A 25,190-nucleotide genomic window follows, 5' to 3' on the forward strand; every position below is an offset into this window, starting at 1 on the left:
CTCAGCCCTTCCTGCCGTGTAAGCCAAGCGGATTGGCCTTGATTGTCGGTGGTTCCGCGCCGAACCACTCCGACTCGCGAATGATCCGCATCGCTTCTTTTCGCGCAACGGGGTCGAGTCGGTCGATGAACAGCACCCCGTCGAGATGGTCCACCTCGTGCTGGACGCACCGCGCCAACAGCCCGTCGGCAACGAAATGCACCGGCTCGCCGTGCATGTTGAACCCGCGCGCGAGCACATTGTTCGCGCGGAGGCAGTCGATGCGCAGTTCCGGGATGGACAGGCAGCCTTCCGGACCCAATTGCTCGTCGCTGCCCACGACCTCGAACGACGGATTGACCAGGTGGCCGGCCACCTCGCCGGTGTCGTAGGCGAATACCCGAAGTCCGACACCGATCTGCGGCGCCGCGATGCCGACGCCGCCTTCGGAGTGCATGGTGTCTTCGAGATCCGCGACGAGCTTGCGCAGCTCCCGGTCGAAGGTCACCACCTCGATGGCTTTGCTTCGCAGGATCGGGTCACCGAAGAGCCGAACTGGTTGGACAGTCACTCGACCAGTCTAGGTTTACGGCTTTTCCGACAGACGCACCGCCGAAATCGTGTACACAGTCTGCCAGCCGTATTTACTGTGGCGGGACCGCTTTGATGTCGATCTAGGAGAACACGATGGCTGGAATAGCAGACAAATTCGACAAAGCGTACGAATCGAAGTCGCTCGAGGAACTGGCCAGCGCACCTGTGGCCGCCCTGCAAGGCGTCAGCGACTCCGACGCCGAGCACCTCAAGGCCGCATTCAACATCAAGACGGTCAAGGACCTCGGCACCAACAAGTTTTTCCTCTGGGCGCAGGCGATCGCCAAGCTCGCCGAATAGCACCGGGACGATCTGGTCAGCCGAGTTTCAGGAGTGGGCTGACCAGATCACCTCCGGAATACCGGTTCCCAGTGGCACGAACTGGCAGGGCGGTACGACGGCGTGTCCCGGGTCCAGCGCGTTGAGCACCAACTGCTGGGTGAACGGGTCGTACGGCATGTTGAAGTGACCGGTTTGGTCCAGCGGGCAGAGGTCTTGAATGACGATGTTGGTGGCACCGGGACCGTGCAGTGCCACGTTCGTGGACGGCTGAATCATCTCGTCGTATCGCGAGCCGATCGTGGTGTACTCGACGCCGGGCACCGTGTCCCCGCCGGCATTGAGCTCGGTGAGAAACTCCGAGCCCTGCATCTGTTCGATCAGCGCCGGATCCAGCACGTCGGTCAGCTTGCCGATCGCGCCGGGTATGGCCTCTGCCACCGTCACCGCGCCATACATCACGCCGCCGTAGCTGGGCGAGGCCAGTCCGATCCAGCGGTGCACATATTGGGCCCCGCCCATTTTGTTGATGTAGTAGCGGGTGACGGTCGCCCCTTGCGAGTACCCGATCACATCGACCTTCGGCGCTCGGGTCGCCTGCCGAACCTGCTCGACGAACGCGGCGAATTGGCGTGCGCTGCGAGAGATCTCGAGATTGCCGTAGCTTTCCCCGCCCTCCTTGCCGCCGTAGTTCAGGGCGAACAGGCAGTAGCCGCGGGCGGCAAAGAGGGGCGCGAGGCCGGCGTAGTCCGAGTAGGCGCTCGCATCGGTGCCATGCACCATGATGAGCGGACGGGGATGCGCGCTCGTCGGCGTGCAGTTGAAATTGTTGGTGTCCGGGGGCGCCGAGTTCGGATGGTGTTTGGCGTAGGTAGCTGCCGAACCATGCGATGTTTGCGGCGGGCCGGGCACCGTGGGCACATCGGCCGGGCGATAGGGCGTCTCGATCGGCGATGCGGTCGCTGAACCTGAACACAGTACTCCGATGGCGAGCGCCAAAGTCACGATCGTCGCGGCCACCAGCGGCACCGACCGCCCCCCCAAAAGCGAATTCATGCCGTCAATTTGAGCACGTTTTCAACTAAATGACGCCCATTAGCCGCCTACTCCTTGTCGGCGTTTTCACCCTGTGATTCATCCTCAGCGAGAATGCGATAGAGCGATCGGCGTGCCTGCGTGAGCACCTCGGCAGCTTGTTCGGTTTGCGCTGGGGTTCCCGCGGCCGCGACCTGCGCTGCTGCGCCCATGAGCTGACCGATCAAGTCCCGGAGGTCGATGGCGCCCTCACCTACGTCGGCGCTGACGTCCGCCCACGGGTCGCCGAGTTCGCTACGGTGCGCCTCGACATACTCACGACCGGCATCGGTCAGCTTGGCCGTCTTGCGACCGGCAACCTTCTCGATGAGGACCAGTCCCTCGTCCTCGAGCTGGGCAAGTGCCGGGTAGATCGATCCCGGGCTGGGCTTCCACACGCCGTTGCTACGGTCGCGGATTTGCTGAATGAGCTCGTAGCCGTGCATCGGCTCGGATTCGAGCAGCAGCAGTACGGCCGCTCGCACATCGCCGCGCCGACCCCGGCCGCCCCGGCCACGCCCGCGTCCGAAGCGTGCGTCCGGTCCGAAGCCGGGGCCGAAACCGCGACCGAAATCGGGCCCAAAGCCAGCGCCCCCGCGGCGGTGATGCGGACCGCGGCGCGGATGCATCCGCCTACCCCACTGCATAGCTTCTGTGTGTCCCATTTCTGCGTGAATGCCTTCCATGGTGGTTCCTCCTAAGTTTTCTGTACCGACCCGATCGGTCGACGCTACAACGACGATATATCGGCAATGCATCGACGTCAACACTCGGTCCGAAATTCCCAATCGCTAGCCGATATCGATCGGATCAATCCGCACGCGCACCGGTGCGTCGATCTTGCGCGCGCTGCGAGCGGCCTGCGCGGCGGCAAGCGAGCGCGCCAACGCCGACCCCGCGCTACGCGGAACGCGCAGCAACAGTCGGACCGCCTCATGGTCGTCTGGCGAGCTCGCGGGTAGCGGAACCGGGCCCAGCTGTTCGGTGTCGGCGGGCAGCTGCGCCAATCCGAGCAGCGACACGATCCCCTCCTCGCTGCCATCCAGCGCGGCGACCCGAACGGCAGGCGGGAATCGAACCTCGGCACGCTCGGCCAGTTGCAGTTCCGCATGCCACACCGGATCCCACCGGATCAGCGCCTGCACGGCGGGGACGCCGGGGTCGGCAACGACGATCACCTCGCCGTCGGGGCGTACCAGTGCTGCCGCAGCCATCCAGCGCCGCAGCGCCTCCTCGGCCGCCCGCAAGTCCGGCCGTCCCAACAGCGTCCAACCGTCGACCAGCAGTGCCGCGCCATAGCCGCCAAGTGCCACCGGTTCCGCACCGACCGTGGAAACCACGAGCTTCGGCCCCGGCTTGACAGCGTCAAGCACCTCGGCGCCGCCCGAGAAGACCACTTGGATGCCGGGAAACGCTCGGCCCAACTCCTCAGCGGTGCGTCGGGCTCCGACGGCGGTTGCCCGCATCCGCTGGCCGCCGCAGGCGCTGCACCGATAAGCCGGATCGGTCACCCCGCACCAGCGACACACCATCGCCTGCGACGCCGCCACGGCCATCGGTCCGTTGCACCGGCGACAGCGCGCCTGCGTGCGACAGGAAGCGCAGGCCAGGCCCGGAACGTAGCCAGCACGAGGAACTTGGACGAGCACCGGATCACCAGCGGCAAGCACCCGCCGGGCCGCCACGAACCCGACATGTGGCAGTCGCGCCATCCGCGCATTCGGATCACGGTCCAGTGCCTGCTCGCTGTCCCCCGGCGCCGATATCTTCGGCGCGCACTCGCGCACCGTCGCCCGCGGCGCCACCAGGTCGTGTGCCCACCCGGAGGCCACCAGCGCCTGCGCCTCGGCAGTGCGCGCATATCCGGCGACCACACAGGCGGCGCCGGATTCGTGGGCGCGCAACAACGCGACCTCTCGCGCATGCGGGTATGGCGCGCGTTGTTCGGCATGGTTGTCGTCGCCGTCGTCCCAGATCGCGGTCAATCCCAGGTTGGACACCGGAGCAAATACCGAACTCCGGGTCCCGACAACCACTTTCGCGTCCCCGCGGAGGGCCGCCAGCCAGCGACGGTAACGAACCGCCGGGCCCAGGTCTGCGGCGAGTGCAACGACGGCGCCCACCCGTTGGGTGCACGCGCCGGCGAGCCGTTGCAGGTCGCGCGCGTCCGGCACGACGAGGACCGCGGTCTGACCACGTGCGACGACGGTCGCGGCCAACTCGGCCAACCGCAGCGTCCAGTCCTCGCCCGGCAGCGCCTGCCACACTGCACGCGGCGCCTTCCCGTCGGCGAGCGCAGCGACGAACGCGGGGCCGTGCTGGTAGCGCTGCCAGGCGCCGTCGTCACGCTGCACTTCGGGTATCGGCACCGGTGCTGCCCGCTCTTCCGCCTCCACTCGGGCATGCCGGGGCGGTATGGCCAAGCGCAGGACGTCAGCACGGGTGCCGGCATAGCGGGCAGCCACCGAACGGGCCAGTTCGGCGATCTCGGGCGTCAATACCTGCTCGCCGGAAACCACCCGGTCGAGCTTGCCCAACTTACCTGGGTGGTCGCTGCTCTCCACCCGCTCCAGCAGAAAACCGTCGACCAGTCGCCCAGCGAATCGGACCCGAACCCGCACGCCGGGCTTGGCGATTTCATCGAACTCCGGCGGGATCAGGTAGTCGAACTCCCGATCCAAGTGCGCCAGCGGCAGCAGCGGGAGAACCCGCGCGATTTGCCCGCTCAGAGTCCGGCTGCGGCGCGCAGTTTCTCCGCGCGGTCGGTGTGTTCCCAGGGCAGATCGATGTCGGTACGCCCGAAGTGTCCGTAGGCCGCCGTGGGCGCATAGATCGGCCGCAACAGATCGAGGTCACGAATGATCGCACCCGGACGTAGGTCGAAGACCTCGCTGATGGCGGTCGCGATCTTCTCCGGGGCCACGTGCTCGGTGCCGAACGTCTCCACGAACAGCCCAACCGGGGCCGCCTTACCGATGGCGTAGGCCACCTGCACCTCGATCCGCTCAGCCAGCCCGGCCGCGACCGCGTTCTTGGCCACCCAGCGCATCGCGTAGGCAGCCGAGCGGTCCACCTTCGACGGGTCCTTGCCGGAGAACGCCCCGCCACCGTGGCGGGCGAACCCACCGTAGGTGTCGACGATGATCTTGCGACCGGTCAGACCCGCATCGCCCATCGGCCCACCGAGCACGAACTTGCCGGTGGGGTTCACCAGCAACCGCACGTTCGAGGTGTCCAGCGTCTCGAGCGCCAAATCGTCGAGCACCGTCCCCAGCACCTTGTCGCGAATGTCGGGCGCCAGCAGGTTGTCCAGATCGATGTCGGCGGCGTGCTGGGTGGAAATCACCACCGTGTCCAACCGCACCGCCTTGTCACCTTCGTATTCGATGGTGACCTGCGTCTTGCCGTCCGGGCGCAGGTAGGGCAGAACACCGTTCTTGCGCACCTCCGACAGCCGGCGCGCCAACCGGTGCGCCATCGCGATCGGCAACGGCATCAGTTCCGGGGTCTCGGTGGTGGCGTAACCGAACATCAGGCCCTGATCGCCCGCGCCCTGACGGTCGATCTCGTCATCGGCATTCCCGCCGACCCGCGCCTCGTGCGAATGGTCCACACCCTGGGCAATATCCGGCGACTGTGCGCCGATCGCGATGTTCACCCCACAGGAGTTGCCATCGAAGCCCTTGGCCGAGGAGTCGTAACCGATCTCGAGCACCTTCTCGCGCACGATCCGCGGAATGTCGGCATACGCGGTGGTGGTCACCTCACCCGCGACGTGCACCTGGCCGGTGGTCACCAACGTCTCCACCGCCACCCGGCTCAGCGGATCAGCAGCCAGCAAGGCATCCAGAATCGAGTCACTGATGGCGTCACAGATCTTGTCTGGATGCCCTTCAGTCACAGACTCGCTGGTGAAAAGCCGATTGCTCACGTATTTGCCTCTCGGTTGTGGACGTGTTGGGCGGTGGTGTTGCGTTCAGCCTAGGTGCGCGCGCAGCGCATCGAGCACCCGGCTTGCCATGAGCGCCTTCGATCCCAGCGGCAGCGCTGCCTCGGTACCGTCGGCGCCCAACAACCAGCCATCGTTGCTGTCCACCTCGAACGCCTTGCCTTCGCCGACCGCATTGACGACCAGCAGGTCACAGCCCTTGCGCTGCAGTTTCGCACGGGCATGCGACAAAACGTCGCCATGCTCGTCGCCGGTTTCGGCGGCGAACCCGACGATAGCGGTACCCGCCGACAAAGCACCGTCCCGCCGAGCCTGCACCAGACCGGCCAGAATGTCGTCATTTCGAATCAGCGGGATCGAATCCGGCTCACCGGCGCCCTTCTTGATCTTTGCCGAGGCCACCGACGCCGGCCGGAAATCGGCGACAGCCGCCGCCATGATGACCGCGTCCGCGCCCACGGCGTGCTTGTCGACAGCCACCCGCATCTGTTCGGCCGTGGTCACCTGCACGACCTCCACCGCAGCCGGCGGCTCCAATCCGGCGGTAACGCCGGATATCAGCGTGACCTCGGCACCGCGCTGGGCCGCCAACCGCGCGATGGCATAACCCTGCTTGCCCGAGCTGCGATTGCCGAGAAAACGCACCGGATCCAGCGGCTCCCGTGTTCCCCCTGCGGAAACCACGATCCGGCGACCAGTGAGATCCCGGGGCAATGCCTCGGCGCGTTCGAGCAGCAGCGACGCCAACCCGAACAACTCATCCGGCTCGGGGAGACGACCCGGTCCGGTGTCTGCACCGGTGAGCCGGCCGGAGGCTGGTTCGATCACGACAGCTCCGCGCGAACGGAGGATGGCGACGTTGTCGGCAGTCGCCGGGTGCAGCCACATCTCGGTGTGCATCGCGGGTGCGAACATCACCGGACATTGCGCAGTCAGCAGCGTGGCCGTCAGCAGGTCGTCGGCGCGGCCGTGCGCAGCCCGAGCCAACAGATCTGCGGTGGCCGGCGCGACGACCACCAGATCGGCCTCTTGACCGAGGCGCACGTGCGGCACCGCCGGCACATCGGTGAAGACCCCGGTGTGCACGGGGTTGCCCGACAACGCCTCGAACGTGGCGCTACCGACGAACTCCAGTGCAGAGTCGGTCGGGATGACGCGAACCTGATGCCCGGACTCGGTGAATCGGCGGATCAGCGCGCAGCTCTTGTATGCGGCGATACCGCCGCCCACGCCGACGACAATCCGCTTACTGGCGCCCTTATCCATTCCTCGGCTCACAATCACCGCGGTTTCGATCCCCGCCGTTATCGATCGCGTTGAGGGCCTGCGATGCCAAGGACAGCTACTCGCCTTCGGTGTGCTCGAGCAGGTCGGCGTGGATTTCGCGCAATGCGATGGACAGCGGCTTTTCCTGCAGCCCCGGCTCGACGAGCGGGCCGACGTACTCGAGGATGCCGTCGCCGAGCTGGTTGTAGTAGTCGTTGATCTGACGGGCGCGCTTGGCGGCATAGATCACCAGCGCGTACTTCGAGGAGGTGCGCTCGAGCAGCTCGTCGATCGGCGGGTTAGTGATGCCGAGCGGGGTGTCGTACGCCGGCAAGTCATTGGACTGCGCGTCGACGGTTGCCTGATTGCTGCTCACTAGCAAACTCCTGAAGTAGATGAACGTCCAACCAGCAAGGATACCAACTCGTCGCAGCTGCGTTGCACGTCGTCGTTGACGATGACCCGGTCGAACTCGCCCTGAGCGGCCAATTCGACCCGGGCGGTGTCGAGACGGCGGGCAATCACCTCGGGCGATTCCGTGCCGCGGCCGGTAAGCCGCCTGACCAACTCGTCCCAGCTCGGCGGCGCCAGAAACACCAGCAGCGCCTCGGGCATCGCAGTCCGGATGGCCCGGGCACCGGCGAGATCCACCTCGACCAGCACCGGCTTGCCCGCGGCAAGCGCGGCCTCAACGGGCGCCGCGGGCGTCCCCGACCGCTGTAGCCCACCGTGAATCTCGGCCCATTCGAGTAACCCACCGCCCGCGATCATGCGGTCGAACTCGTCGCGGGACACAAACAAATAGTCGCGGCCGTCGATTTCCCCGGGCCGCGGGGCACGAGTGGTTGCCGAAACGCTGAACACCAGGTCCGGCAGGCGCTCGCGCAAACAAGCCACCACAGTGGACTTGCCAACAGCAGAGGGGCCGACCAGCACTACAAGTCGGCCCCTGTGCGCAGCGGTCACGTCGAGATCAGGACTCGAAGTTGAACTTCGCCAGCAGGTTCTTGCGCTGCCGCTCGCCCAGGCCGCGCAGACGGCGCGTCGGCGCGATCTCGAGTTCGTTCATGATCTCCTGGGCCTTCACCTTGCCCACCTTCGGCAACGCCTCCAGCAACGCCGAGACCTTCATCTTGCCGAGGATCTCGTCGGTGTCGGCGTCGGCGAGAACCTGCTTGAGGTCGGTGCCACCACGCTTGAGGCGCTCCTTGAGCTCAGCCCGGGCGCGACGGGCGGCAGCCGCCTTCTCCAAAGCAGCGGCGCGCTGCTCATCGGTCAACTGGGGAAGGGCCACGGTTCCTCCGTCTCATCGAACTTGCACGTCTCATCGAAACAATCGGTCGTTTCTCGCCGGATACCCAGCGCGATAGCGACCGTACCCACGGTATACGCCCATTGCGAACCCGACCCCCAGGTCAACGCCCAATTCGGTGCGTGTTACCGCAGTCCAGCTGCCACCTTACGCGCCAGCGCAACCGCGACAGCTTCGTTGTACTGGTCAAATGCCCGATTCAACTACCGGGTCAGCGCTGCAAGAATGCGAACTTTTCGGACATCTGCTCGACCGCTGCCCGCAATGCCGACACCGACGGCCCGGCACGCAGAATTTCCCGGGAAACACTCGGCACTACCGCGCGCAACTGGCCGTCGACCAGGCGGCGCACGTCATCGGGGCCGGCCCCTTGAGCACCGATGCCCGGCATCAAGATCGGCCCGTTCAGACGGCTTAGGTCGGGCGCCGCAGTTAGCGTGGCGCCCACAACCACGCCGACCGAACCGAACGCGCCGGTGTTGCAATCAGCAGCGTCATCGACGATCGCCTGACTGATCGTGCGCCCACCCGACGTCGCGGCCTGCACCTGCGCGCCCTCCGCGTTCGAGGTGGCGGCGAGTACGAACAGGCCGCGATGGCGGTTGTGCACCATCTCTAGCGCCGGCGCCAGCGAGCCAAAGCCCAGATACGGCGAAGCCGTCATCGCGTCCGAGCTCAGCGGGCCGTCACCGAGCCAGGCCTGTGCATAGGCCGCCATCGTGGAGCCGATGTCTCCGCGCTTGGCGTCGGCGACCACCAGTGTTCCCGACCCGCGCAGCACCTGAATGGTGCGTTCGAGCACGGCGATACCCTCCGACCCGTACACCTCGAAGAACGCCGCCTGCGGCTTGACCAGCGCCACCCGGCCGTCGAACGCCTCGACGCAGATCTCGGCGAACTTCTCGAGTCCCTCCGCCGTCTCGGGCAACTCCCAGTCCCGCAGCAACTGAGGGTGCGGATCGATGCCCACACAGATCGGTCCGTAGGTGGCCATCGCCTCCTGCAGACGCAGCCCGAAAGGTCTCATACGCTGCCCTGCAACGCGCGGTGCAGGTCTTGCAGGGACCGAACCCCGATGTCGCCGCGGATGCTGGCCTCGATGCCCTGCACGGCGGCCGCTGCGCCCTGCACCGTGGTGATGCACGGAATGTTCATCATCACTGCCGCGCTACGGATTTCGTAACCGTCTATGCGCGGGCCGGAGTTGCCGAACGGTGTGTTGAACACCATGTCGACTTCGCCGTCGCGGATCTGGTCGACGATGTTCGGCTCGTCTTCAGGTCCTTCGTCGGATACCTTGCGAACCACCTCGCTCGGAATCCCGTTCCGTCGCAACATTTCCGCGGTGCCCTCGGTCGCCAGAATCCGGAAACCGAGGTCGTGCAGGCGTTTGATGGGAAACACCATTGCCCGCTTGTCGCGGTTGGCGATCGAGACGAAGACCGTACCGTCGGTGGGCAAGGAACCGTACGCGGCGGTCTGCGACTTCGCGAAAGCGGTGCCGAAGTCGGCGTCGATGCCCATGACCTCACCGGTCGACTTCATCTCCGGGCTCAGCAGGGACTCGACGTTGCTGCCGTCGGCGCGGCGGAACCGGTTGAACGGCAACACGGCTTCCTTCACCGCGACCGGTGCGTCGGCGGCCGTTTGACCACCGTCACCCTCGGCGGGCAGCATGCCTTCCTTGCGCAGGTCCGCAATCGTCGCGCCGAGCATCACCCGTGCGGCTGCCTTCGCCAGCGGCACCGAGGTGGCCTTGGAGACGAAGGGGACGGTCCGACTCGCACGCGGATTCGCCTCGAGCACATAGAGAACGTCGTCCTTGAGCGCGTACTGCACGTTCAGCAGACCGCGTACCCCAATCCCCTTGGCCAGCGCGATGGTGGATCGTCGAACGGCCTCGATGTCGCTGCGGCCCAACGTTATCGGCGGCAGGGCGCAGGCCGAGTCGCCGGAGTGGATGCCGGCCTCTTCGATGTGCTCCATGACGCCGCCGAGGTAGACCTCTTCCCCATCGCACAACGCGTCCACGTCGATTTCGATGGCGTCTTCGAGGAACCTGTCGACGAGCACCGGATGCTCCGGGGTGATCTCGGTGGCGCGGGAGATGTAGCCGGCCAGCGACTCCTCGTCGTAGACGATCTCCATGCCGCGGCCGCCCAATACGTACGACGGGCGCACCAACACCGGGTAGCCGATCTCGGCGGCGATCTTCTTAGCCTGCTCGAAAGTCGTTGCGGTGCCGTACTTCGGCGCCGGCAGCCCGGCCGCGACCAGGACCTCACCGAATTCGCCGCGATCCTCGGCCAAGTCGATCGCCGCCGCGCTCGTGCCGACAACGGGCACGCCCGCGTCGGTGAGTCGTTGCGCGAGACCGAGCGGGGTCTGTCCGCCTAATTGCACGATCACGCCCGCAACGGTGCCGGACTCGCTTTCGGCGTGGTACACCTCGAGCACGTCCTCGAAGGTGAGCGGCTCGAAGTACAGCCGGTCCGCGGTGTCGTAGTCGGTGGAAACCGTTTCCGGGTTGCAGTTGACCATCACCGTCTCGTAGCCGGCCTGCGACAGCGTCTGCGCCGCGTGCACGCACGAGTAGTCGAACTCGATGCCCTGGCCGATCCGGTTGGGCCCCGAGCCGAGGATGATCACTTTGTCGCGCTCTTTTTGCGGCGCCACTTCGGATTCCGCGGCCGGGTCGAGTTCGTAGGTCGAATAGTGGTACGGCGTCTTGGCCTCGAACTCCGCGGCGCAGGTGTCGACAGTCTTGTAGACCGGCCGCACGCCCAGCCGGTGGCGCAACGCGCGTACGCCATCCTCACCGGCCAATTCCGGTCGCAGCGCGGCGATTTGACGGTCGGAGAGCCCAGCGTGCTTGGCTCTACGCAACAGTGGCTCGTCGATCACCGGTGCCGCCTCGAGTTCGGCGCGCAACTGCACCAGGCCGTTGATCTCCTCGATGAACCACGGATCGATTCGGGACGCCTCGTGCACCTGCTCCACGGTGGCGCCGAGTCGAAGCGCCAGATCGACGTCGTAGATCCGGCCTTCGGTGGGCACCCGCAGGTCGGCGAGCACTTCCTCGACCGATCGCGCCGGATCCTTGCCGGTCCAGAATCCGGCCCGCTTGGTTTCCAGCGACCGCAGCACCTTGCCCAGCGCCTCGGAGAAGTTGCGGCCCAGGCTCATGGCCTCACCCACCGACTTCATGGTGGTGGTCAGCGTGTCGTCGGCCCCGGGGAACTTCTCGAACGCGAACCGCGGCGCTTTGACGACGATGTAATCCAGCGTCGGCTCGAAGCAGGCCGGGGTTTCCTTGGTGATGTCGTTGACGATCTCGTCGAGGGTGTAACCGACCGCCAGCTTTGCGGCGATCTTGGCGATCGGGAAGCCGGTGGCCTTCGACGCGAGCGCCGAGGATCGCGACACCCGCGGGTTCATCTCGATGACGATCAGTCGGCCGTCGGCAGGATTGACGGCGAACTGGATGTTGCAGCCGCCGGTGTCGACGCCCACCTCGCGCAGAATCGCGATGCCGAGGTCGCGCATTTTCTGGTACTCGACGTCGGTGAGGGTGAGGGCGGGCGCGACCGTCATCGAGTCACCGGTGTGCACACCCATCGGGTCGACGTTCTCGATCGAGCAGACGATCACCACGTTGTCGCGGCCGTCGCGCATCAGCTCGAGTTCGTACTCCTTCCAGCCGAGGATCGATTCCTCGATGAGCACGTTCGCCGTCGGGCTCGCGGCCAGGCCGCCACCGGCGATCCGGTCGAGATCGGAGTCGTTGTAGGCCATTCCGGAGCCGAGACCGCCCATGGTGAAGCTGGGCCGGACCACGACCGGAAAGCCGAGCTCCGCCACGGTTTCCCGGACTTCCTCCATGGTGTGGCACACGCGCGAGCGGGCGCTCTCGCCGCCCACCTTGGCGACGATGTCCTTGAACATCTGCCGGTCCTCGCCGCGCTGAATCGCGTCGAAGTTCGCGCCGATCAACTCGACGTCGTACTTCTGCAAGATGCCGCGTTCATACAAGGCCACCGCGGTGTTGAGCGCGGTCTGGCCGCCCAGGGTCGCGAGCACCGCGTCGATCGGGGTGCCCTTGGCCTGCTCGGCTTCGATGACTTTCTCGACGAAGTCGGCCGTGATCGGCTCGACGTAGGTGGAGTCGGCAAACTCCGGGTCGGTCATGATCGTCGCCGGGTTCGAGTTGACCAACGAAACCCGCATGCCCTCGTCGCGCAGCACGCGACACGCCTGGGTGCCCGAATAGTCGAATTCGCAGGCCTGGCCGATGACGATCGGACCGGAGCCGATCACCAGGATGTGTTGCAGGTCAGTGCGCTTCGGCATTATTTGCTACCGCCTTCCAGCGTGCCCCCGTTGTTCCCCATGACCTCGGCGAAACGGTCGAACAAGTACGCCGCATCGTGCGGACCCGCAGCAGCTTCGGGGTGGTACTGCACCGAGAACGCTCGCCCGTTGGCGAGCCGAACACCTTCGACCACACCGTCGTTCGCACAGGTGTGGCTGACTTCCGCGGCGCCGAACGGGGTGTCGAACGTCTGCCCGGCCTCGCCCTCGAGGGCGAACCCGTGATTCTGCGCGGTGATCGACACCCGGCCGGTGTCATGCTCCATCACCGGGATGTTGATGCCGCGGTGGCCGAACTTCATCTTGTAGGTCCCCAGACCCAGCGCCCGGCCGAGGATCTGATTGCCGAAGCAGATGCCGAACAGCGGAATGCCGTCACCCAGTACCGATTTGGTCAGCTCGACGGCGCGGTCGGCGGTCGCCGGGTCGCCCGGGCCGTTCGACAGGAACACGCCATCCGGTTTCAGCGCCTTGATGTCGTCAAGGGTCGCCGCCGCGTTCACCACGTGCACCCGGACACCACGCTGGGCGAACATCCGTGGCGTGTTCGTCTTGATGCCGAGATCGACGGCAGCGACCGTGTAGCGGACGTCGCCGACCGGATCGATCGTGTACATCTCGGGCGTGCTCACCTCGTCGGCCAGTCGCGCGCCGAGCATCGACGGCTGACCGGCGACCTTGGCGACCATCTGATCGTCATCCGACAGTGCCGAGCCGCTGAAGATGCCCGCTTTCATCGATCCGCGGGTGCGCAGGTGACGCACCAGCGCTCGGGTGTCTATGCCGGCGATGCCGACGATGTGCTGCCGTTCGAGCTCGGTCTGCAGCGAGCCTGTCGCCCGCCAATTCGACGTGCGCCGCGATGGATCGCGCACGGCGTAGCCGGCCACCCAGATCCGCGAACCCTCGTTGTCGTCGCCGTTCCACCCGGTGTTGCCGATCTGCGGCGCAGTCGCCACCACGATCTGACGGTGGTAGCTCGGGTCCGTCAATGTTTCCTGATATCCGGTCATCGCGGTGCAGAAGACAGCCTCACCGAGCGTCTCCCCTACCGCGCCGAAGCTGGTGCCCCGGAAGATCCGTCCGTCCTCGAGAACAAACGCCGCCGCTGCTGACGTCACGCGCACACTCCATTCGATTCGACCCACTGCCGGTAGGCCGATTTGTCGTCACCTCGAAAGCCTGTGTCGATTTCCGTACCGGTTGGCAATTGCCAGCGGATCACCAGCAGGCCGTCGGCGGTCATCACCTTGCCGGCGAGGCCGCGCTCCGTGCGGATCTCGCGGATCGACTCGTGCGGAATCCAGATCACCGAGGCACCGTCACGCTCGAGCAGAATCCCGCGCTCGAATCTGGTCAGCTCGGCGGTGGCTCGGTAGCCCAAATCCCCCACGGCAATTCGGTCCTGCCAGTTCGGCGCAATGGTGCTGCCGACGTAGAGTCCGGTCGTCGGCTCCAGCAGCTGCGCTCCGAAATCCTGCGGCAGCACCGGCAGCTCGCCGATGCACCCAGCTTGCCGGGCAGCTCGCGCGCGCCATCCGCGATACATCAGCCACGTCATGGCTATCCAGAACGCGATACAGGCAATGACCAACAGCGCGCGAATCACCGCACCACTCCATTTCGTGTCGTGACCCGTCCGCGCAAAAAGGTCGCGGTGACCTTCGCCGGCAGGGTCATCCGGTCGTAGGGCGAATTGGCGGAGATGCTGGCCAGGTTCTCGGCCTGCACCGTCCAACTGGCTTCCGGGTCGACGAGCGTCAGGTTCGCGGGCTCGCCCACCTCGATCGGGCGACCGTGGTCGTCGAGGCCGACGATTTCGGCGGGGCGCTCGCTCATCACCCGCGCGACCCCGCGCCAATCCAGCAGGCCCGGTCGCACCATGGTGTCGGCGACGATCGACAACGCCGTCTCGAGGCCGAGCATCCCGGGCCGGGCGACGGCGAACTCGCAGCACTTCTCCTGCTCGGCGTGCGGGGCGTGGTCGGTGGCGACGCAGTCGATGACACCGTCGGCTAGTGCCTGCCGCAGCGCGGCGGCGTCCGACGATTCGCGCAGCGGCGGGTTGACCTTGTTGACCGCGTCGTAGGTAGCGAGCCGGGAGTCATCCAGCAGCAGGTGATGAGGCGTGACCTCGGCAGTTATCGAAATGCCTTGCTGTTTGGCCCATTTCAGCAGTTCGACGGTTCCGGTGGTGGAGGCGTGACAGATGTGCACGCGCGCGCCCGCGTCGCGGGCCAGCAGGGCGTCGCGGGCGACGATGGATTCCTCGGCGGCGCGCGGCCAGCCGGCAAGCCCGAGCCGCGCGGCGTTCGGGCCCTCGTGAGCAACCGCGCCGACGGTCAGCCGGGGCTCTTCGGCATGTTGGGCGATCAGCACTCCCAGCGACGTGGCGTACTCGAGTGCCCGACGCATAATCAGCGGGTCGAAGACGCATTTGCCGTCGTCGGAAAACATCCGCACCCGGCCCACGCCGGCGGCCATCGTGCCCATCTCGGCGAGTTGGGCGCCCTGCAGACCGACCGTGACCGCGCCGACGGGATGCACGTCGACGAGGCCGACTTCCTGACCGCGCCGCCACACGTGGTCGGTGACGACCACGGAATCGGCGACGGGATTGGTGTTGGCCATGGCGAAGACCGCCGTGTAGCCGCCGAGCGCGGCCGCGGCGGAACCGGAGTCGATGGTCTCGGTGTCTTCACGGCCCGGTTCGCGCAGGTGGGTATGCAAGTCGACAAAGCCGGGCAACAGCACCTGCCCGTCCGCGTCGATGACCTCAGCATCGGTCTCGGTGAGTTCACGGCCGATGTCAGCGATCTCGCCGTCGCGCAGCAGTACGTCGACCGGATCACCCTCGCCGTAGATGCGTGCGTTTCTGATCAGCACGCTCACGCGACTGCCTCCTCGGTTCCCACCAGTAGCCGGAAGAGAACGGCCATCCGTATGTGCACTCCGTTCGTAACCTGTTGCAGCACCGCAGCTTTCGATGAATCAGCGACCGACGATGCGATTTCCATCCCGCGCAGCATCGGACCCGGGTGCAGCACCGTCGCGTGGTCGGCCAACAAGCTCAGCCGCTTTTCGGACAGGCCGTAATTGACCGAGTATTCGCGCGCCGACGGGAAGAAGCCACCGTTCATCCGCTCGGCCTGCACCCGCAGCATGAGCACTGCGTCGGCCCCGGGCAGTTCCGCGTCGATCGAATTGGAAATCCTTACCGGCCACGTCTCGACGCCGACCGGGAGCAGCGTGTTGGGAGCGACAAGCACCACTTCTGCGCCGAGCGTCGACAGCAGATGCGCATTCGACCTGGCCACCCTGCTGTGCACGATGTCGCCGACGATGGCGATTCGCTTGCCCTCGATGGAGCCGAGGCGCTGGCGGATGGTGAGCGCGTCGAGTAGCGCCTGGGTGGGGTGCTCGTGGGTGCCGTCCCCGGCGTTGATGACGGCCGGTCCGTCACCATCGCGGGTAAGCCACTGCGCAATCTGATGAGCCGCGCCCGACGCCGGATGCCGCACGATCAGCGCGTCGGCGCCCGCGGCGTGCAGCGTCATTGCGGTGTCGCGAAGGGATTCGCCCTTTTTCACCGACGAGCTGCTCGCACTGACGTTGATGACGTCCGCGCTCATCCACTTGCCGGCCACCTCGAACGACACCCGGGTTCGTGTCGAGTTTTCGAAGAAGACCGTCATGACGGTGCGACCACGCAGCGTGGGCAGCTTGCGAACCTCACGGCCGAGCAGCGCCTGTTCGAACCGTTCGGCCTCATCGAGCAGCGCAGTTGCGGCATCGCGGTCGAGATCGGATACCGAGAGCAGGTGCTTCATTTCACCGACCCGTGCAGCAGCACTGCATCGCGGCCGTCGTGTTCGGCGAGCATGACAGAGACGTCTTCAGTTCGGGCCGTCGGCACGTTCTTGCCGACGTAGTCCGCGCGCAGCGGTAATTCGCGATGTCCACGGTCGACGAGGACGGCCAGCTGCACCGCGCGTGGCCTGCCGAGATCGCGCAGCGCGTCGAGCGCGGCCCGGACCGACCGGCCGGAGAACAGCACGTCGTCGACCAGCACGACGAGGGCGTCCTCGATCCCGCCTTCCGGCACCGACGTGCGCTCGAGCGGTCGGTGCGGCTTGTTGCGCAGGTCGTCTCGGTACAGAGTGATGTCGAGCGATCCCACCGCCGGACGAACGCCGGCGAATTCCTCGATCTTGTCCGCAAGCCGAATGGCGAGCGTGGTGCCGCGGGTGGGGATGCCGATAAGCACGACACGCGACGCGTCCCCATCGCTGGCGTCGAGGGCCGTCTTTTCGATGATCTGGTGCGCCATGCGCGCAACCGTGCGAGACACATCGGCTGCGGAAAGCAATTCGCGGGCTGCGGCGGCCCACTCGACAGAGTGCCGTTCGGCAGCGATCCGTTCATCGGGCACGGGCATACAGCGACCTCCTTCTCCGCCTCACGGGACGGATCGTTAAAGGATGTCTTACGGCGGTAAGCCTAGCAGGGCTTTTGTCACGCGATTGCGCCGGGTGCATCGAACGCCCATTCGACGTGTTGCACCGGTCTGCTTGACACATTCTCATATTTGTCCAAAACTTGTTCCGGCTGGGGGAGAAACCGACCGGCCGAGCCCTTAGGCCCGCCCGGAGGCAGCATGACCGCATCACTCGACCGCATTCCGTATGCGAAGGCGGCGCGCAATCTGCTGCGCGAATCGGTTCTCTCGGCGACCGACGAGCTGGTGCGGCGCAACGGTTGGGCGGCCACCAGCATCAGCACCCTCGCCCGTGCGGCCGGGGTCAGCCGACAGACCGTCTACAACGAGTTCGGTTCCCGGCAGTCCATTGCCGAGGCTTACGTTCTGCACCGCATGGAGGTGCTGCTCGAGCAGGTCTGCGCGAAACTCACCGCGCACGACACGCTCGAGGACGGCATGCGCAACGCGCTCGAGCTCTTCTTCGAGGCCTGTGATGAGCCGCTCATCCAAACCGCGCTCGACGGTGACCGGACGAACCTGATCGACCTGGTCCGAATGGCCAACGAGATTGCCACCGACCGGCTCGCCGCCGCGATCCGCGACATCAACCCCACCATTTCGGCTGACGACGCAATCATCTTCGCGGACACAGTCGCCCGCATCGCGATGGGGCACGCCATGGCGCCGACACTGCCGCGCGACGTGGCGATCGATCGCATGGTGCGGCTGGCTGTCATCGTTCTGCAGCGGGACTGACGACAGACCTATCGTCGTAGTGTGCCCACCACACTGACACCCGCGGTTACTGCGGCCAATGCGCTCACCGCACGCTGGCTCGACACCGCTTCTGCGGAGCAAAATGTCGTGCTTTCGGGTGCGGGGGTGTGGCCGCTCCTTGCCCTTCTGACGGATGCTGCCGACGAGCCAGCACGCTCGGAACTGCTCACCGCTGTCGATCACATTGCCGACCCGCTGAACCAAGCGGTCGAGCTCATCGACATCCTCGACGGCGCGCAGGCGCTATCGGCAGCGCTCGGGCTGTGGGTGCGTCCGCAACTGCCGCTCAACCCGGAGTGGACGGCTGCACTGCCCGCCGGCGTCCTCGACACGCTCGGCGACCAGGACCGTCTCGACGCGTGGGCCGAAACCCACACCCGAGGACTCATCCCCCGTTTCCCACTCGCCGTCGGTCCCGACGACGCGCTTGTTCTCGCGACCGCGCTTGCCGCGATGACGCGCTGGCGGGCGCCGTTCGAACCGGCCCGGCTTCACCCGCGGACGGGACCGTGGTCCGGACGAAACCTCGAGGCACTGACCCGCTCCAGCACGAACCTGAGCGAGCTTTCGGTCTTGGACGCGCCGTCGCCGGTGACGCGATTGGTTGTCGCAGGCGAAGACGACCTCGACGTGCACCTTCTTCTTGGCGGCAGCGACCCGGGCGCGCTCATCGACGTCGGGCTGCGCGCGCTCACCGGTGCGATGACCGCGACCGACGGGGCCCGACTGCCGATCGGCGCCACCGCACCGGGCGTCGTTGTGGCGCAAGCAGCCGGAAGCACCGACTCGCTGTCAGTTTCCTTGCCGCCGTTTTTGATTCGTTCCAGCCACGATCTGTGCCGGCAAGCGCAGCTGTTCGGCTTGCACACCGCGACGGACCCCAGCAGCGGGCATTTTCCGCGAATCAGCCCCACCCCGCTGGCGGTGGGGCGCGGCGCGCAGGACGTCATGGCCCAGTTCAGCGCCGAGGGGTTCAAAGCCGCCGCGGTCACTGCGTTCGCCGTTCGGGTCGCGGCCGCATTTCCCTTGCATCGCAATCGCGTCAAGACCATATCGGTCACGCTGGACCAGCCGTTCGCGTTCATGGCCGTGCATCGACCGACCGCTCTCGTGGTGGTCGTCGGTTGGGTGGCCGACCCCGTCGGCAGCTGACGCCGCGCGCACCAGCGCGAGCGCGAGTCAGGCGGGTTCGTCGTCGTCCGTGGGCCCGGCGGCCGCGGCGGCGCGAACCTGCGGCGCGATCAGGACCACTTGCCCCAGCACGCCGTTGACGAACGCCGGCGACTCGTCGGTGGACAGCTGCTTGGCCAACTCGACGGCCTCGTCGACCGCAACGACCGGCGGCACGTCGGCGGCATAGAGCAACTCCCACACCGCGATCCGCAGAATCGCGCGATCGACCGCTGGTAGTCGCTGCAGTGTCCATTCCTGCAGATACGACTCGACGGTGGCGTCGATCCGCTCACGGTCGGTGGCCACGCCGCGGACTATCTCAAAGGTGTAGGGATTGACCGGAGCAACTTGGTCATCGGCGGCAGCCAGCTCCGCGCGCTCGTTGGCCAGCGCGACGACGTCGACGTCGCGAGCCTCGGCCTCGAACAGCAGGTCCACCGCCCGTTTGCGGGCCTTGTGCCTGCTGCCGAGTCGCTTGTATCCGTGTTTGTCAGATGCGGATGCCACAGGCACTAGGTGTTGACTCGGCCCAGGTAGCTGCCGTCGCGCGAGTCGATCTTGAGCTTGTCACCGGTGTTGATGAACAACGGCACCTGCACCTCCGCGCCGGTTTCCAGCGTGGCCGGTTTGGTGCCGCCGGTCGACCGGTCGCCCTGCAGACCGGGGTCGGTGTGCTGCACCTCGAGTTCCACCGTGACCGGCAGCTCGACGTAGAGCGGCTCGCCCTCGTGCGTGGCCACCTGCACGCTCATGTTCTCGAGCAGGAAGCGGGCACCGTCACCGATGGTCTGTTCGCTGATCGAGATCTGGTCGAAGGTCTCGCCGTCCATGAACACGTAGTCGGTTCCGTCGTGGTACAGATACGTCATGTCCCGGCGGTCGACGGTGGCGGTCTCGACCTTCACGCCGGCGTTGAAGGTCTTGTCCACGACCTTGCCCGACAGCACGTTCTTCAGCTTGGTGCGTACGAACGCCGGGCCTTTACCGGGCTTGACGTGCTGGAACTCGATGATCTGCTGAAGCTGGCCGTCGATCTTCAGCACCAGGCCGTTCTTGAAATCGCTGGTATCAGCCACTTGGTCCGCGTCTCCTCAAATACGTCTCTCGCGCGACTGTGGGCAGCCGGGCGCCGCAGAGCAGTGTACCGGCCGGAAGCGATTGCTCAGATTGCCGTCAGCTCACGCGGCGTCATCGTCAGTAATTCCGGCCCACCGGCGCGCACCACGAGCGTGTCCTCAATCCGCACCCCACCGCGCCCGGCGAGATAGACCCCGGGCTCGACGGTGACGACCGCCGAGCCCGGGATCGATCCGCTGGCACCGGCGCCGATACCCGGCGCCTCGTGAATCTCGAGCCCCACTCCGTGGCCCAGACCGTGCGCGAACAGCTCGCCGTAACCGGCGTCGTCGATGAGCGAGCGCGCCGCGGCATCGACCGCGGCTGCCGGCATGTCGGGAGCCAGCGCTGCCCGTCCGGCCTCCTGGGCCCGCTGCACCAACTCATAGATCTCGCGCTGCCAGTGCGCTGGCGTGCCGAGCACATAGGTGCGCGTCATATCTGAGTGGTAACCGTCGACGACCGCACCGAAATCGAGTTTGACGAAGTCACCGGCCCGCAGTACTGCACGGGTCGGCCGGTGGTGCGGCACAGCGGAATTCGGTCCCGCCGCGACGATTGTTTCGAAAGAGACGGCCTCGGCGCCGTGCGCGAACATCAGGAATTCGAGTTCGCGTCCCACCTCCCGTTCCGTGCGCCCCGGACGCAGGCCGCCGTCGTCGATCAACTGCGCCAGGGCCGCGTCGGCGGCCGCGCAGGCGGCGTGCAGGGCGCGGATTTCGTCCTCGTCCTTGACCTCGCGCAACTTTTCCACGAGGCCGGGCAGCCTGACGAGTTCGATATGTTCCGCGGCCGCCTGGAGCGAGCGGTGTTCATCGACGGTGACGACGTGGCTCTCGTAGCCGAGACGTCGGGTGCCGGGTTCTGTCGCCTCGACCAATCCGCGAGCGGCTGCCCGGGCCAGGTGCGCGCGCAGATCGGGGACCTGCTCGCCCACCTGCGTCCGATACCGTCCATCGGTGGCGATCACCGTCGAGGCTTCCCGCTCGGCGGTGTCGGCCAAGTCGACCCACAGAGCGGCGTTCGAACCCGTAAACCCGGTCAAATAGCGGATATTGGTGAGATTCGTGATCAGCACGGCGTCGACGTCCGCTTCCGCGGCCCGTGCCGTGTCGCGCAACGCCTGCCGCCGTGCCCGATAGTCGGCCGTCATACCAGCGACGGTACCGCGCCGGTCCCACGGAGACATGGTGCGTGATCTTGTGGAGCGGGCAACACAGAGCTAGCTAATCTTCTGTAACGTCCAACACATCTGCTGGCGGCAAACCCGCTACTCTGTCTGCATGAATTTGTGGCTTCTGCGGGGGCTTTGCCTGGCCGCGGTGCATGTGGTCGTGCGGGTCATTGTCGGCTTACTGATCATCAAGTGGCCTCTGCACGGCGATGTGGTGCGGTGGGTTTCCCTCGTGGTGGTGCTCGCCATCGCGCTGATCTGGGGACTTTTCGACGGCCGGCGCGACCGCCGCGCCAACCCGGAGGCGGAAGACGGCGCAGACCTGACGATGCTGTGGCTCAAGGCCGGCATCGTGGGCGCGCTGGTCGCGGGCATCGTCTGCTGGATTCTGGATCTGGTGGGTATCGACGTCTCCAGCAACGGCCTGTTCTTCGAAATTACCTCGGGCGCAGCGTGGACGACGTTGATCATCTTCGTTCCCGCGATGCTCGGCGTAGCTATCGGACGCCTGCTGGCCAACCGTGAAATCTCCAAGTCGGAGCAGCAGCGCGAACTCGTCGGCGCGGGAGCGCGGCACAGTTCAACGGCCGGTTACCAGGGCGACGAGTACTACGACGCGCCCTCGGGCGCGCATGCGCGCCCTGATGAGGAAACCACTCAGGAGTTCCCCGCGGTGCCTGCTGACGACCGGTCCGCGCGCCAAGCCACCGACACCGGCAAGCGGCGCTTCCCGTTCGGTAAGTCGAAGTAGCGGCTACAGCAGAACCGCACTGCCTCCGGACGCGCCTTGTCTGGCGACGGCTGAATAGGCCGCTGCCAGCAGCGCTGGATCCGGCCCTTCCAGCCGCCCGGGCTTTGCCAGGCCGTCGAGGACGACGAAGCGAAGCATTCCGGCGCGGTTCTTCTTATCTGTCTGCATGCCCTCGATGAGCTGGGGCAGGGCATCGGCGTCGTAGGTCGTGGGCAGGCCGACGCTTTCCAGAATCCGCCGGTGCCGGTCGGCGGTCGCGTCGTCGAGGCGACCAGCGAGGCGACCGAGTTCGGCGGCGAACACGAGGCCGACGGAAACGGCCGCACCATGCCGCCAGCGGTAGTGCTCGCGCCGCTCGATGGCATGGCCGAGGGTGTGACCGTAGTTGAGGATTTCGCGCAGACTGGACTCCTTGAGGTCCGCCGCGACCACCTTCGCCTTCACCTCGATGGACCGGCGGATGAGCTCCGGCAGCACGTCGCCGGTGGGATCGAGCGCGGCCTCCGGATCCGCTTCCACCAGGTCGAGGATGACCGGGTCGGCGATGAACCCGGCTTTGATGATTTCCGCCATGCCAGCGATGATCTCGTTGCGCGGCACCGTTTCCAGCGTTGCCAAATCCACCAAGACGGCCGACGGTTCGTGGAAGACCCCGACGAGGTTTTTGCCTGCGTCGGTGTTGATCCCGGTCTTGCCGCCGACCGCGGCGTCGACCATCGCCAGCAGCGTGGTGGGCACGTGCACAATCCGGACTCCGCGCATCCAGGTCGCTGCGACAAAGCCGGCCAGGTCGGTGGCCGCTCCCCCGCCGAGGCTCACCACGGCGTCGCTGCGGGTCAGGCCAATGCGGCCGAGCACATCCCAGCAGAATCCGGCCACCGCAAGATCCTTCCCCGCTTCGGCGTCGGGGATCTCGATGCGGTGGGCGTCGGCGCCCTGGTCGGCAAGCGCTTTCCGGACGACCTCGGCCGTCTCGGCGAGCGGCGGCTGATGGAAAATCGCCACGGTGGCGGTTCCTGCGAGCTCTTGGAGGAGTTCGGTCAGCAGCCCCCTGCCGATGATCACCGGGTAAGGGCTGGCCGTGGCCACGTCGACGCGGACAGGTTCGGTCACTTCTGCTCCTGGGTTGCTGCGGTGGCGGTCGGTGGTTCGGGGACGCCGAGTTTGGCGAGGATCTGTTTGACGACTCGGCCGGGGCTGCGGCCGTCGGTGCGGACCCGGACTGTCGCCACTTCGCGGTAGAGCGGTCTGCGGCGACGCATTAATTCGCGGTACTTGTTCTCGGGGTTCGGCCCGTTCAGCAAGGGTCGGGCGGTGTTCGCGCCGGTGCGGCGCAGCCCCTCGGCGACGCTGATTTCGAGGTAGACGACGGTCTGGTCGCGGAGCAGCTTGCGGGTGTTGCGCGAGAGTACGGCGCCGCCACCGAGGGAGACAACACCACGCTGATCACGCAGCGCTTGCCGGATGACGTCCTCTTCGATGCGGCGAAACTCGGGCTCGCCGTCCTGCGCGAAGATATCGGAAATCGTTCTGCCGGCCTGCTTTTCGATCACCGCGTCGGTGTCGTAGAGGTCGACGCCGAGGGCGCGGGCGAGGCGGCGCCCGATGGTGGACTTCCCGGCTCCCGGCGGCCCGACCAACACGGCGCGGGGTCGGGACGGGTTCGGTCGGGCGGTCAACGCGGTGGCCGCGCCATGGTGGCTTTGACGTAGTGATTGATGTTTGCGGTGGTCTCGGTCAGCGAGTCGCCCCCGAATTTCTCCAGCGCCGCCTGCGCCACCACCAACGCCACCATTGATTCGGCAACGACACCGGCCGCGGGCACGGCGCACACGTCGGAGCGTTGGTGAATCGCGACCGCCTCGTCCCCGGTGCTCATGTCGACGGTGGCGAGCGCACGCGGCACCGTGGAGATCGGCTTCATGGCGGCCCGGACGCGCAACGGCTCACCGTTGGTCATGCCGCCCTCGAGGCCGCCGGCGCGGTTCGTGGACCGCATGACTCCGTCGGGGCCGGGCCGCATCTCGTCGTGCGCCGCACTGCCGCGGCGGCGGGCGGTCTCGAATCCGTCGCCGATCTCTACGCCCTTGATCGCCTGAATGCCCATGAGCGCGGCGGCTAGCCGGGAGTCCAGGCGTCGCTCACCGCTGACGTAGGAGCCGAGACCGACGGGCAGTCCCTCGACGATCACCTCGACGACGCCGCCGAGGGTGTCGCCGTCCTTCTTTGCCGCCTCGATCTCGGCAATCATGGCGTCGGCGGCGGTGGCGTCGAAGGCGCGGACCGGGCTCGCGTCAATGGCCGTCAGGTCGCTCGCAGTCGGTGTGGCCCCAGCCGGAGCGGCAGCGGTGCCGATGGACACGACGTGGGAAATCACCTCTACGCCCAGCGCCTGCCGCAGAAACTCGCGTGCGACGGTACCCACCGCGACGCGCGCCGCGGTTTCCCGCGCACTCGCCCGCTCGAGAACGGGTCTGGCGTCGTCGAAGCCGTATTTCAGCATGCCGGAGTAGTCCGCGTGGCCGGGTCGCGGACGCGTCAGTGGCGCGTTCCGGGCCAGGTCCGCCAGCTCCGCCTCGTCGACGGGGTCGGCCGACATCACGGTCTCCCACTTGGGCCATTCGGTGTTTCCGACCTCGATGGCGACCGGACCGCCCTGCGTTTTGCCGTGCCGGACGCCACCGAGGATGGTGACCTTGTCGGCCTCGAACTTCATCCGCGCGCCGCGGCCGTACCCGAGGCGCCGCCGCGCGAGCTGCTCAGCGATGTCTGTAGACGTCACCTCGACGCCGGCGACCATCCCTTCGAGGATCGCGACAAGGGCGGGACCATGGGATTCTCCGGCAGTTATCCAGCGCAGCACGTAGGCAATCTTCCCATGTCCGTGCAGGTGCG

General features: G+C 66.6%; 26 protein-coding genes. 4 read left to right on the forward strand and 22 right to left on the reverse strand.

Annotated elements, in window-relative coordinates:
- Position 1: 1 nt before the first annotated feature.
- Entirely contained in the window at positions 2-550 is a 549-nt protein-coding gene (gene def, locus FOS14_RS20095; RefSeq protein WP_143772607.1) for a peptide deformylase, read from the reverse strand.
- A gap of 116 nt (positions 551-666) precedes the next feature.
- Here def and FOS14_RS20100 point away from each other — a divergent pair, with 116 nt between their 5' ends.
- Positions 667-873: a hypothetical protein gene (locus FOS14_RS20100; RefSeq protein WP_143772608.1), complete on the forward strand. Its 207-nt coding sequence runs from the start codon at positions 667-669 to the stop codon at positions 871-873.
- A 27-nt stretch (positions 874-900) separates the two neighbouring features.
- Here the strand turns inward: FOS14_RS20100 and FOS14_RS20105 are convergent, their stop codons facing one another.
- The 15 genes from FOS14_RS20105 to pyrR all read right to left on the reverse strand — a co-directional run bounded on the left by FOS14_RS20105 (position 901) and on the right by pyrR (position 17,262).
- Positions 901-1,908, reverse strand: coding sequence for a triacylglycerol lipase (locus FOS14_RS20105; protein WP_143772609.1), 1,008 nt, complete (start codon positions 1,906-1,908; stop codon positions 901-903).
- Positions 1,909-1,955: 47 nt separating this feature from the next.
- Entirely contained in the window at positions 1,956-2,591 is a 636-nt protein-coding gene (locus FOS14_RS20110; RefSeq protein ID WP_255450473.1) for a PadR family transcriptional regulator, read from the reverse strand.
- A gap of 126 nt (positions 2,592-2,717) precedes the next feature.
- Positions 2,718-4,703, reverse strand: a complete 1,986-nt coding sequence (locus FOS14_RS20115; RefSeq protein WP_370512274.1) for a primosomal protein N' — start codon at positions 4,701-4,703, stop codon at positions 2,718-2,720.
- Positions 4,652-5,857 (reverse strand): methionine adenosyltransferase, encoded by a 1,206-nt coding sequence (gene metK / locus FOS14_RS20120; protein ID WP_143772612.1) that lies wholly within the window; start codon positions 5,855-5,857, stop codon positions 4,652-4,654. The genes FOS14_RS20115 and metK overlap by 52 nt, the downstream gene beginning before the upstream one ends.
- Positions 5,858-5,902: 45 nt before the next feature.
- The gene (gene coaBC, locus FOS14_RS20125) at positions 5,903-7,141 is read right to left on the reverse strand and encodes a bifunctional phosphopantothenoylcysteine decarboxylase/phosphopantothenate--cysteine ligase CoaBC (RefSeq protein ID WP_143772681.1); all 1,239 of its coding nucleotides are present in this window, start codon (positions 7,139-7,141) and stop codon (positions 5,903-5,905) included.
- Positions 7,142-7,217: 76 nt separating this feature from the next.
- Positions 7,218-7,517 carry a DNA-directed RNA polymerase subunit omega gene (gene rpoZ, locus FOS14_RS20130; protein ID WP_143772613.1) on the reverse strand — a complete coding sequence of 100 codons (300 nt, stop codon included), beginning with the start codon at positions 7,515-7,517 and terminating at the stop codon, positions 7,218-7,220.
- Positions 7,517-8,107: a guanylate kinase gene (gene gmk, locus FOS14_RS20135; protein WP_143772614.1), complete on the reverse strand. Its 591-nt coding sequence runs from the start codon at positions 8,105-8,107 to the stop codon at positions 7,517-7,519. The genes rpoZ and gmk overlap by 1 nt, the downstream gene beginning before the upstream one ends.
- 7 nt (positions 8,108-8,114) lie before the next feature.
- A complete protein-coding gene (gene mihF / locus FOS14_RS20140) occupies positions 8,115-8,435 on the reverse strand; it encodes an integration host factor, actinobacterial type (protein ID WP_143772615.1) in 321 nt (106 codons plus the stop codon).
- A 229-nt stretch (positions 8,436-8,664) separates the two neighbouring features.
- Complete coding sequence (gene pyrF / locus FOS14_RS20145) at positions 8,665-9,480, reverse strand: orotidine-5'-phosphate decarboxylase (RefSeq protein WP_143772616.1); 816 nt, start codon at positions 9,478-9,480, stop codon at positions 8,665-8,667.
- Positions 9,477-12,803: a carbamoyl-phosphate synthase large subunit gene (gene carB, locus FOS14_RS20150; protein ID WP_143772617.1), complete on the reverse strand. Its 3,327-nt coding sequence runs from the start codon at positions 12,801-12,803 to the stop codon at positions 9,477-9,479. The genes pyrF and carB overlap by 4 nt, the downstream gene beginning before the upstream one ends.
- Positions 12,803-13,945, reverse strand: coding sequence for a glutamine-hydrolyzing carbamoyl-phosphate synthase small subunit (gene carA, locus FOS14_RS20155; protein WP_143772618.1), 1,143 nt, complete (start codon positions 13,943-13,945; stop codon positions 12,803-12,805). The genes carB and carA overlap by 1 nt, the downstream gene beginning before the upstream one ends.
- Positions 13,942-14,433 carry a transporter gene (locus tag FOS14_RS20160; protein ID WP_143772619.1) on the reverse strand — a complete coding sequence of 164 codons (492 nt, stop codon included), beginning with the start codon at positions 14,431-14,433 and terminating at the stop codon, positions 13,942-13,944. Before FOS14_RS20160 ends, carA begins: the two co-directional genes overlap by 4 nt.
- Positions 14,430-15,716: a dihydroorotase gene (locus FOS14_RS20165; RefSeq protein ID WP_143772620.1), complete on the reverse strand. Its 1,287-nt coding sequence runs from the start codon at positions 15,714-15,716 to the stop codon at positions 14,430-14,432. The genes FOS14_RS20160 and FOS14_RS20165 overlap by 4 nt, the downstream gene beginning before the upstream one ends.
- A complete protein-coding gene (locus tag FOS14_RS20170; RefSeq protein ID WP_143772621.1) occupies positions 15,713-16,654 on the reverse strand; it encodes an aspartate carbamoyltransferase catalytic subunit in 942 nt (313 codons plus the stop codon). Before FOS14_RS20170 ends, FOS14_RS20165 begins: the two co-directional genes overlap by 4 nt.
- Complete coding sequence (gene pyrR / locus FOS14_RS20175; RefSeq protein WP_143772622.1) at positions 16,651-17,262, reverse strand: bifunctional pyr operon transcriptional regulator/uracil phosphoribosyltransferase PyrR; 612 nt, start codon at positions 17,260-17,262, stop codon at positions 16,651-16,653. The genes FOS14_RS20170 and pyrR overlap by 4 nt, the downstream gene beginning before the upstream one ends.
- 219 nt (positions 17,263-17,481) lie before the next feature.
- Here pyrR and FOS14_RS20180 point away from each other — a divergent pair, with 219 nt between their 5' ends.
- Both FOS14_RS20180 and FOS14_RS20185 read left to right on the forward strand, forming a co-directional pair.
- On the forward strand, positions 17,482-18,060 hold the full coding sequence (locus FOS14_RS20180; protein ID WP_143772623.1) for a TetR/AcrR family transcriptional regulator: 579 nt from the start codon (positions 17,482-17,484) through the stop codon (positions 18,058-18,060).
- Between the two features lie 21 nt (positions 18,061-18,081).
- Positions 18,082-19,233 carry a serpin family protein gene (locus tag FOS14_RS20185; RefSeq protein WP_143772624.1) on the forward strand — a complete coding sequence of 384 codons (1,152 nt, stop codon included), beginning with the start codon at positions 18,082-18,084 and terminating at the stop codon, positions 19,231-19,233.
- Between the two features lie 27 nt (positions 19,234-19,260).
- Here FOS14_RS20185 and nusB read toward each other — a convergent pair whose 3' ends face one another.
- The 3 genes from nusB to FOS14_RS20200 form a co-directional block, all read right to left on the reverse strand.
- A complete protein-coding gene (gene nusB / locus FOS14_RS20190) occupies positions 19,261-19,761 on the reverse strand; it encodes a transcription antitermination factor NusB (protein WP_255450475.1) in 501 nt (166 codons plus the stop codon).
- Positions 19,762-19,766: 5 nt separating this feature from the next.
- Complete coding sequence (efp, locus tag FOS14_RS20195) at positions 19,767-20,330, reverse strand: elongation factor P (protein WP_143772626.1); 564 nt, start codon at positions 20,328-20,330, stop codon at positions 19,767-19,769.
- Between the two features lie 86 nt (positions 20,331-20,416).
- A complete protein-coding gene (locus FOS14_RS20200; protein ID WP_143772627.1) occupies positions 20,417-21,523 on the reverse strand; it encodes an aminopeptidase P family protein in 1,107 nt (368 codons plus the stop codon).
- Positions 21,524-21,653: 130 nt separating this feature from the next.
- Here FOS14_RS20200 and FOS14_RS20205 point away from each other — a divergent pair, with 130 nt between their 5' ends.
- Complete coding sequence (locus FOS14_RS20205; protein WP_143772628.1) at positions 21,654-22,295, forward strand: B-4DMT family transporter; 642 nt, start codon at positions 21,654-21,656, stop codon at positions 22,293-22,295.
- Positions 22,296-22,298: 3 nt separating this feature from the next.
- On the opposite strand, the gene aroB is transcribed toward FOS14_RS20205, so the two are convergent.
- The 3 genes from aroB to aroC are packed head-to-tail and all read right to left on the reverse strand — an operon-like array spanning position 22,299 to position 25,158.
- Positions 22,299-23,408, reverse strand: coding sequence for a 3-dehydroquinate synthase (gene aroB, locus FOS14_RS20210; protein WP_143772629.1), 1,110 nt, complete (start codon positions 23,406-23,408; stop codon positions 22,299-22,301).
- Positions 23,405-23,974, reverse strand: coding sequence for a shikimate kinase (locus tag FOS14_RS20215; protein ID WP_143772630.1), 570 nt, complete (start codon positions 23,972-23,974; stop codon positions 23,405-23,407). The genes aroB and FOS14_RS20215 overlap by 4 nt, the downstream gene beginning before the upstream one ends.
- Positions 23,971-25,158 carry a chorismate synthase gene (aroC, locus tag FOS14_RS20220; protein ID WP_143772631.1) on the reverse strand — a complete coding sequence of 396 codons (1,188 nt, stop codon included), beginning with the start codon at positions 25,156-25,158 and terminating at the stop codon, positions 23,971-23,973. Before aroC ends, FOS14_RS20215 begins: the two co-directional genes overlap by 4 nt.
- Positions 25,159-25,190 lie beyond the last annotated feature (32 nt).

The organism is Skermania sp. ID1734, assembly GCF_007489285.1.
GTDB lineage: Bacteria > Actinomycetota > Actinomycetes > Mycobacteriales > Mycobacteriaceae > ID1734.

What these genes read in the sequence shown, in the direction of transcription:
- carB (WP_143772617.1), bottom strand. Translation starts at nt 12,803, where the DNA reads ATGCCGAAGCGCACTGACCTGCAACACATCCTGGTGATCGGCTCCGGT.
- FOS14_RS20205 (WP_143772628.1), top strand. Translation starts at nt 21,654, where the DNA reads ATGAATTTGTGGCTTCTGCGGGGGCTTTGCCTGGCCGCGGTGCATGTG.
- FOS14_RS20105 (WP_143772609.1), bottom strand. Translation starts at nt 1,908, where the DNA reads ATGAATTCGCTTTTGGGGGGGCGGTCGGTGCCGCTGGTGGCCGCGACG.
- pyrF (WP_143772616.1), bottom strand. Translation starts at nt 9,480, where the DNA reads ATGAGACCTTTCGGGCTGCGTCTGCAGGAGGCGATGGCCACCTACGGA.
- FOS14_RS20180 (WP_143772623.1), top strand. Translation starts at nt 17,482, where the DNA reads ATGACCGCATCACTCGACCGCATTCCGTATGCGAAGGCGGCGCGCAAT.
- FOS14_RS20100 (WP_143772608.1), top strand. Translation starts at nt 667, where the DNA reads ATGGCTGGAATAGCAGACAAATTCGACAAAGCGTACGAATCGAAGTCG.
- FOS14_RS20110 (WP_255450473.1), bottom strand. Translation starts at nt 2,591, where the DNA reads ATGGGACACACAGAAGCTATGCAGTGGGGTAGGCGGATGCATCCGCGC.
- FOS14_RS20200 (WP_143772627.1), bottom strand. Translation starts at nt 21,523, where the DNA reads ATGACGGCCGACTATCGGGCACGGCGGCAGGCGTTGCGCGACACGGCA.
- FOS14_RS20170 (WP_143772621.1), bottom strand. Translation starts at nt 16,654, where the DNA reads ATGAAGCACCTGCTCTCGGTATCCGATCTCGACCGCGATGCCGCAACT.
- pyrR (WP_143772622.1), bottom strand. Translation starts at nt 17,262, where the DNA reads ATGCCCGTGCCCGATGAACGGATCGCTGCCGAACGGCACTCTGTCGAG.
- coaBC (WP_143772681.1), bottom strand. Translation starts at nt 7,141, where the DNA reads ATGGATAAGGGCGCCAGTAAGCGGATTGTCGTCGGCGTGGGCGGCGGT.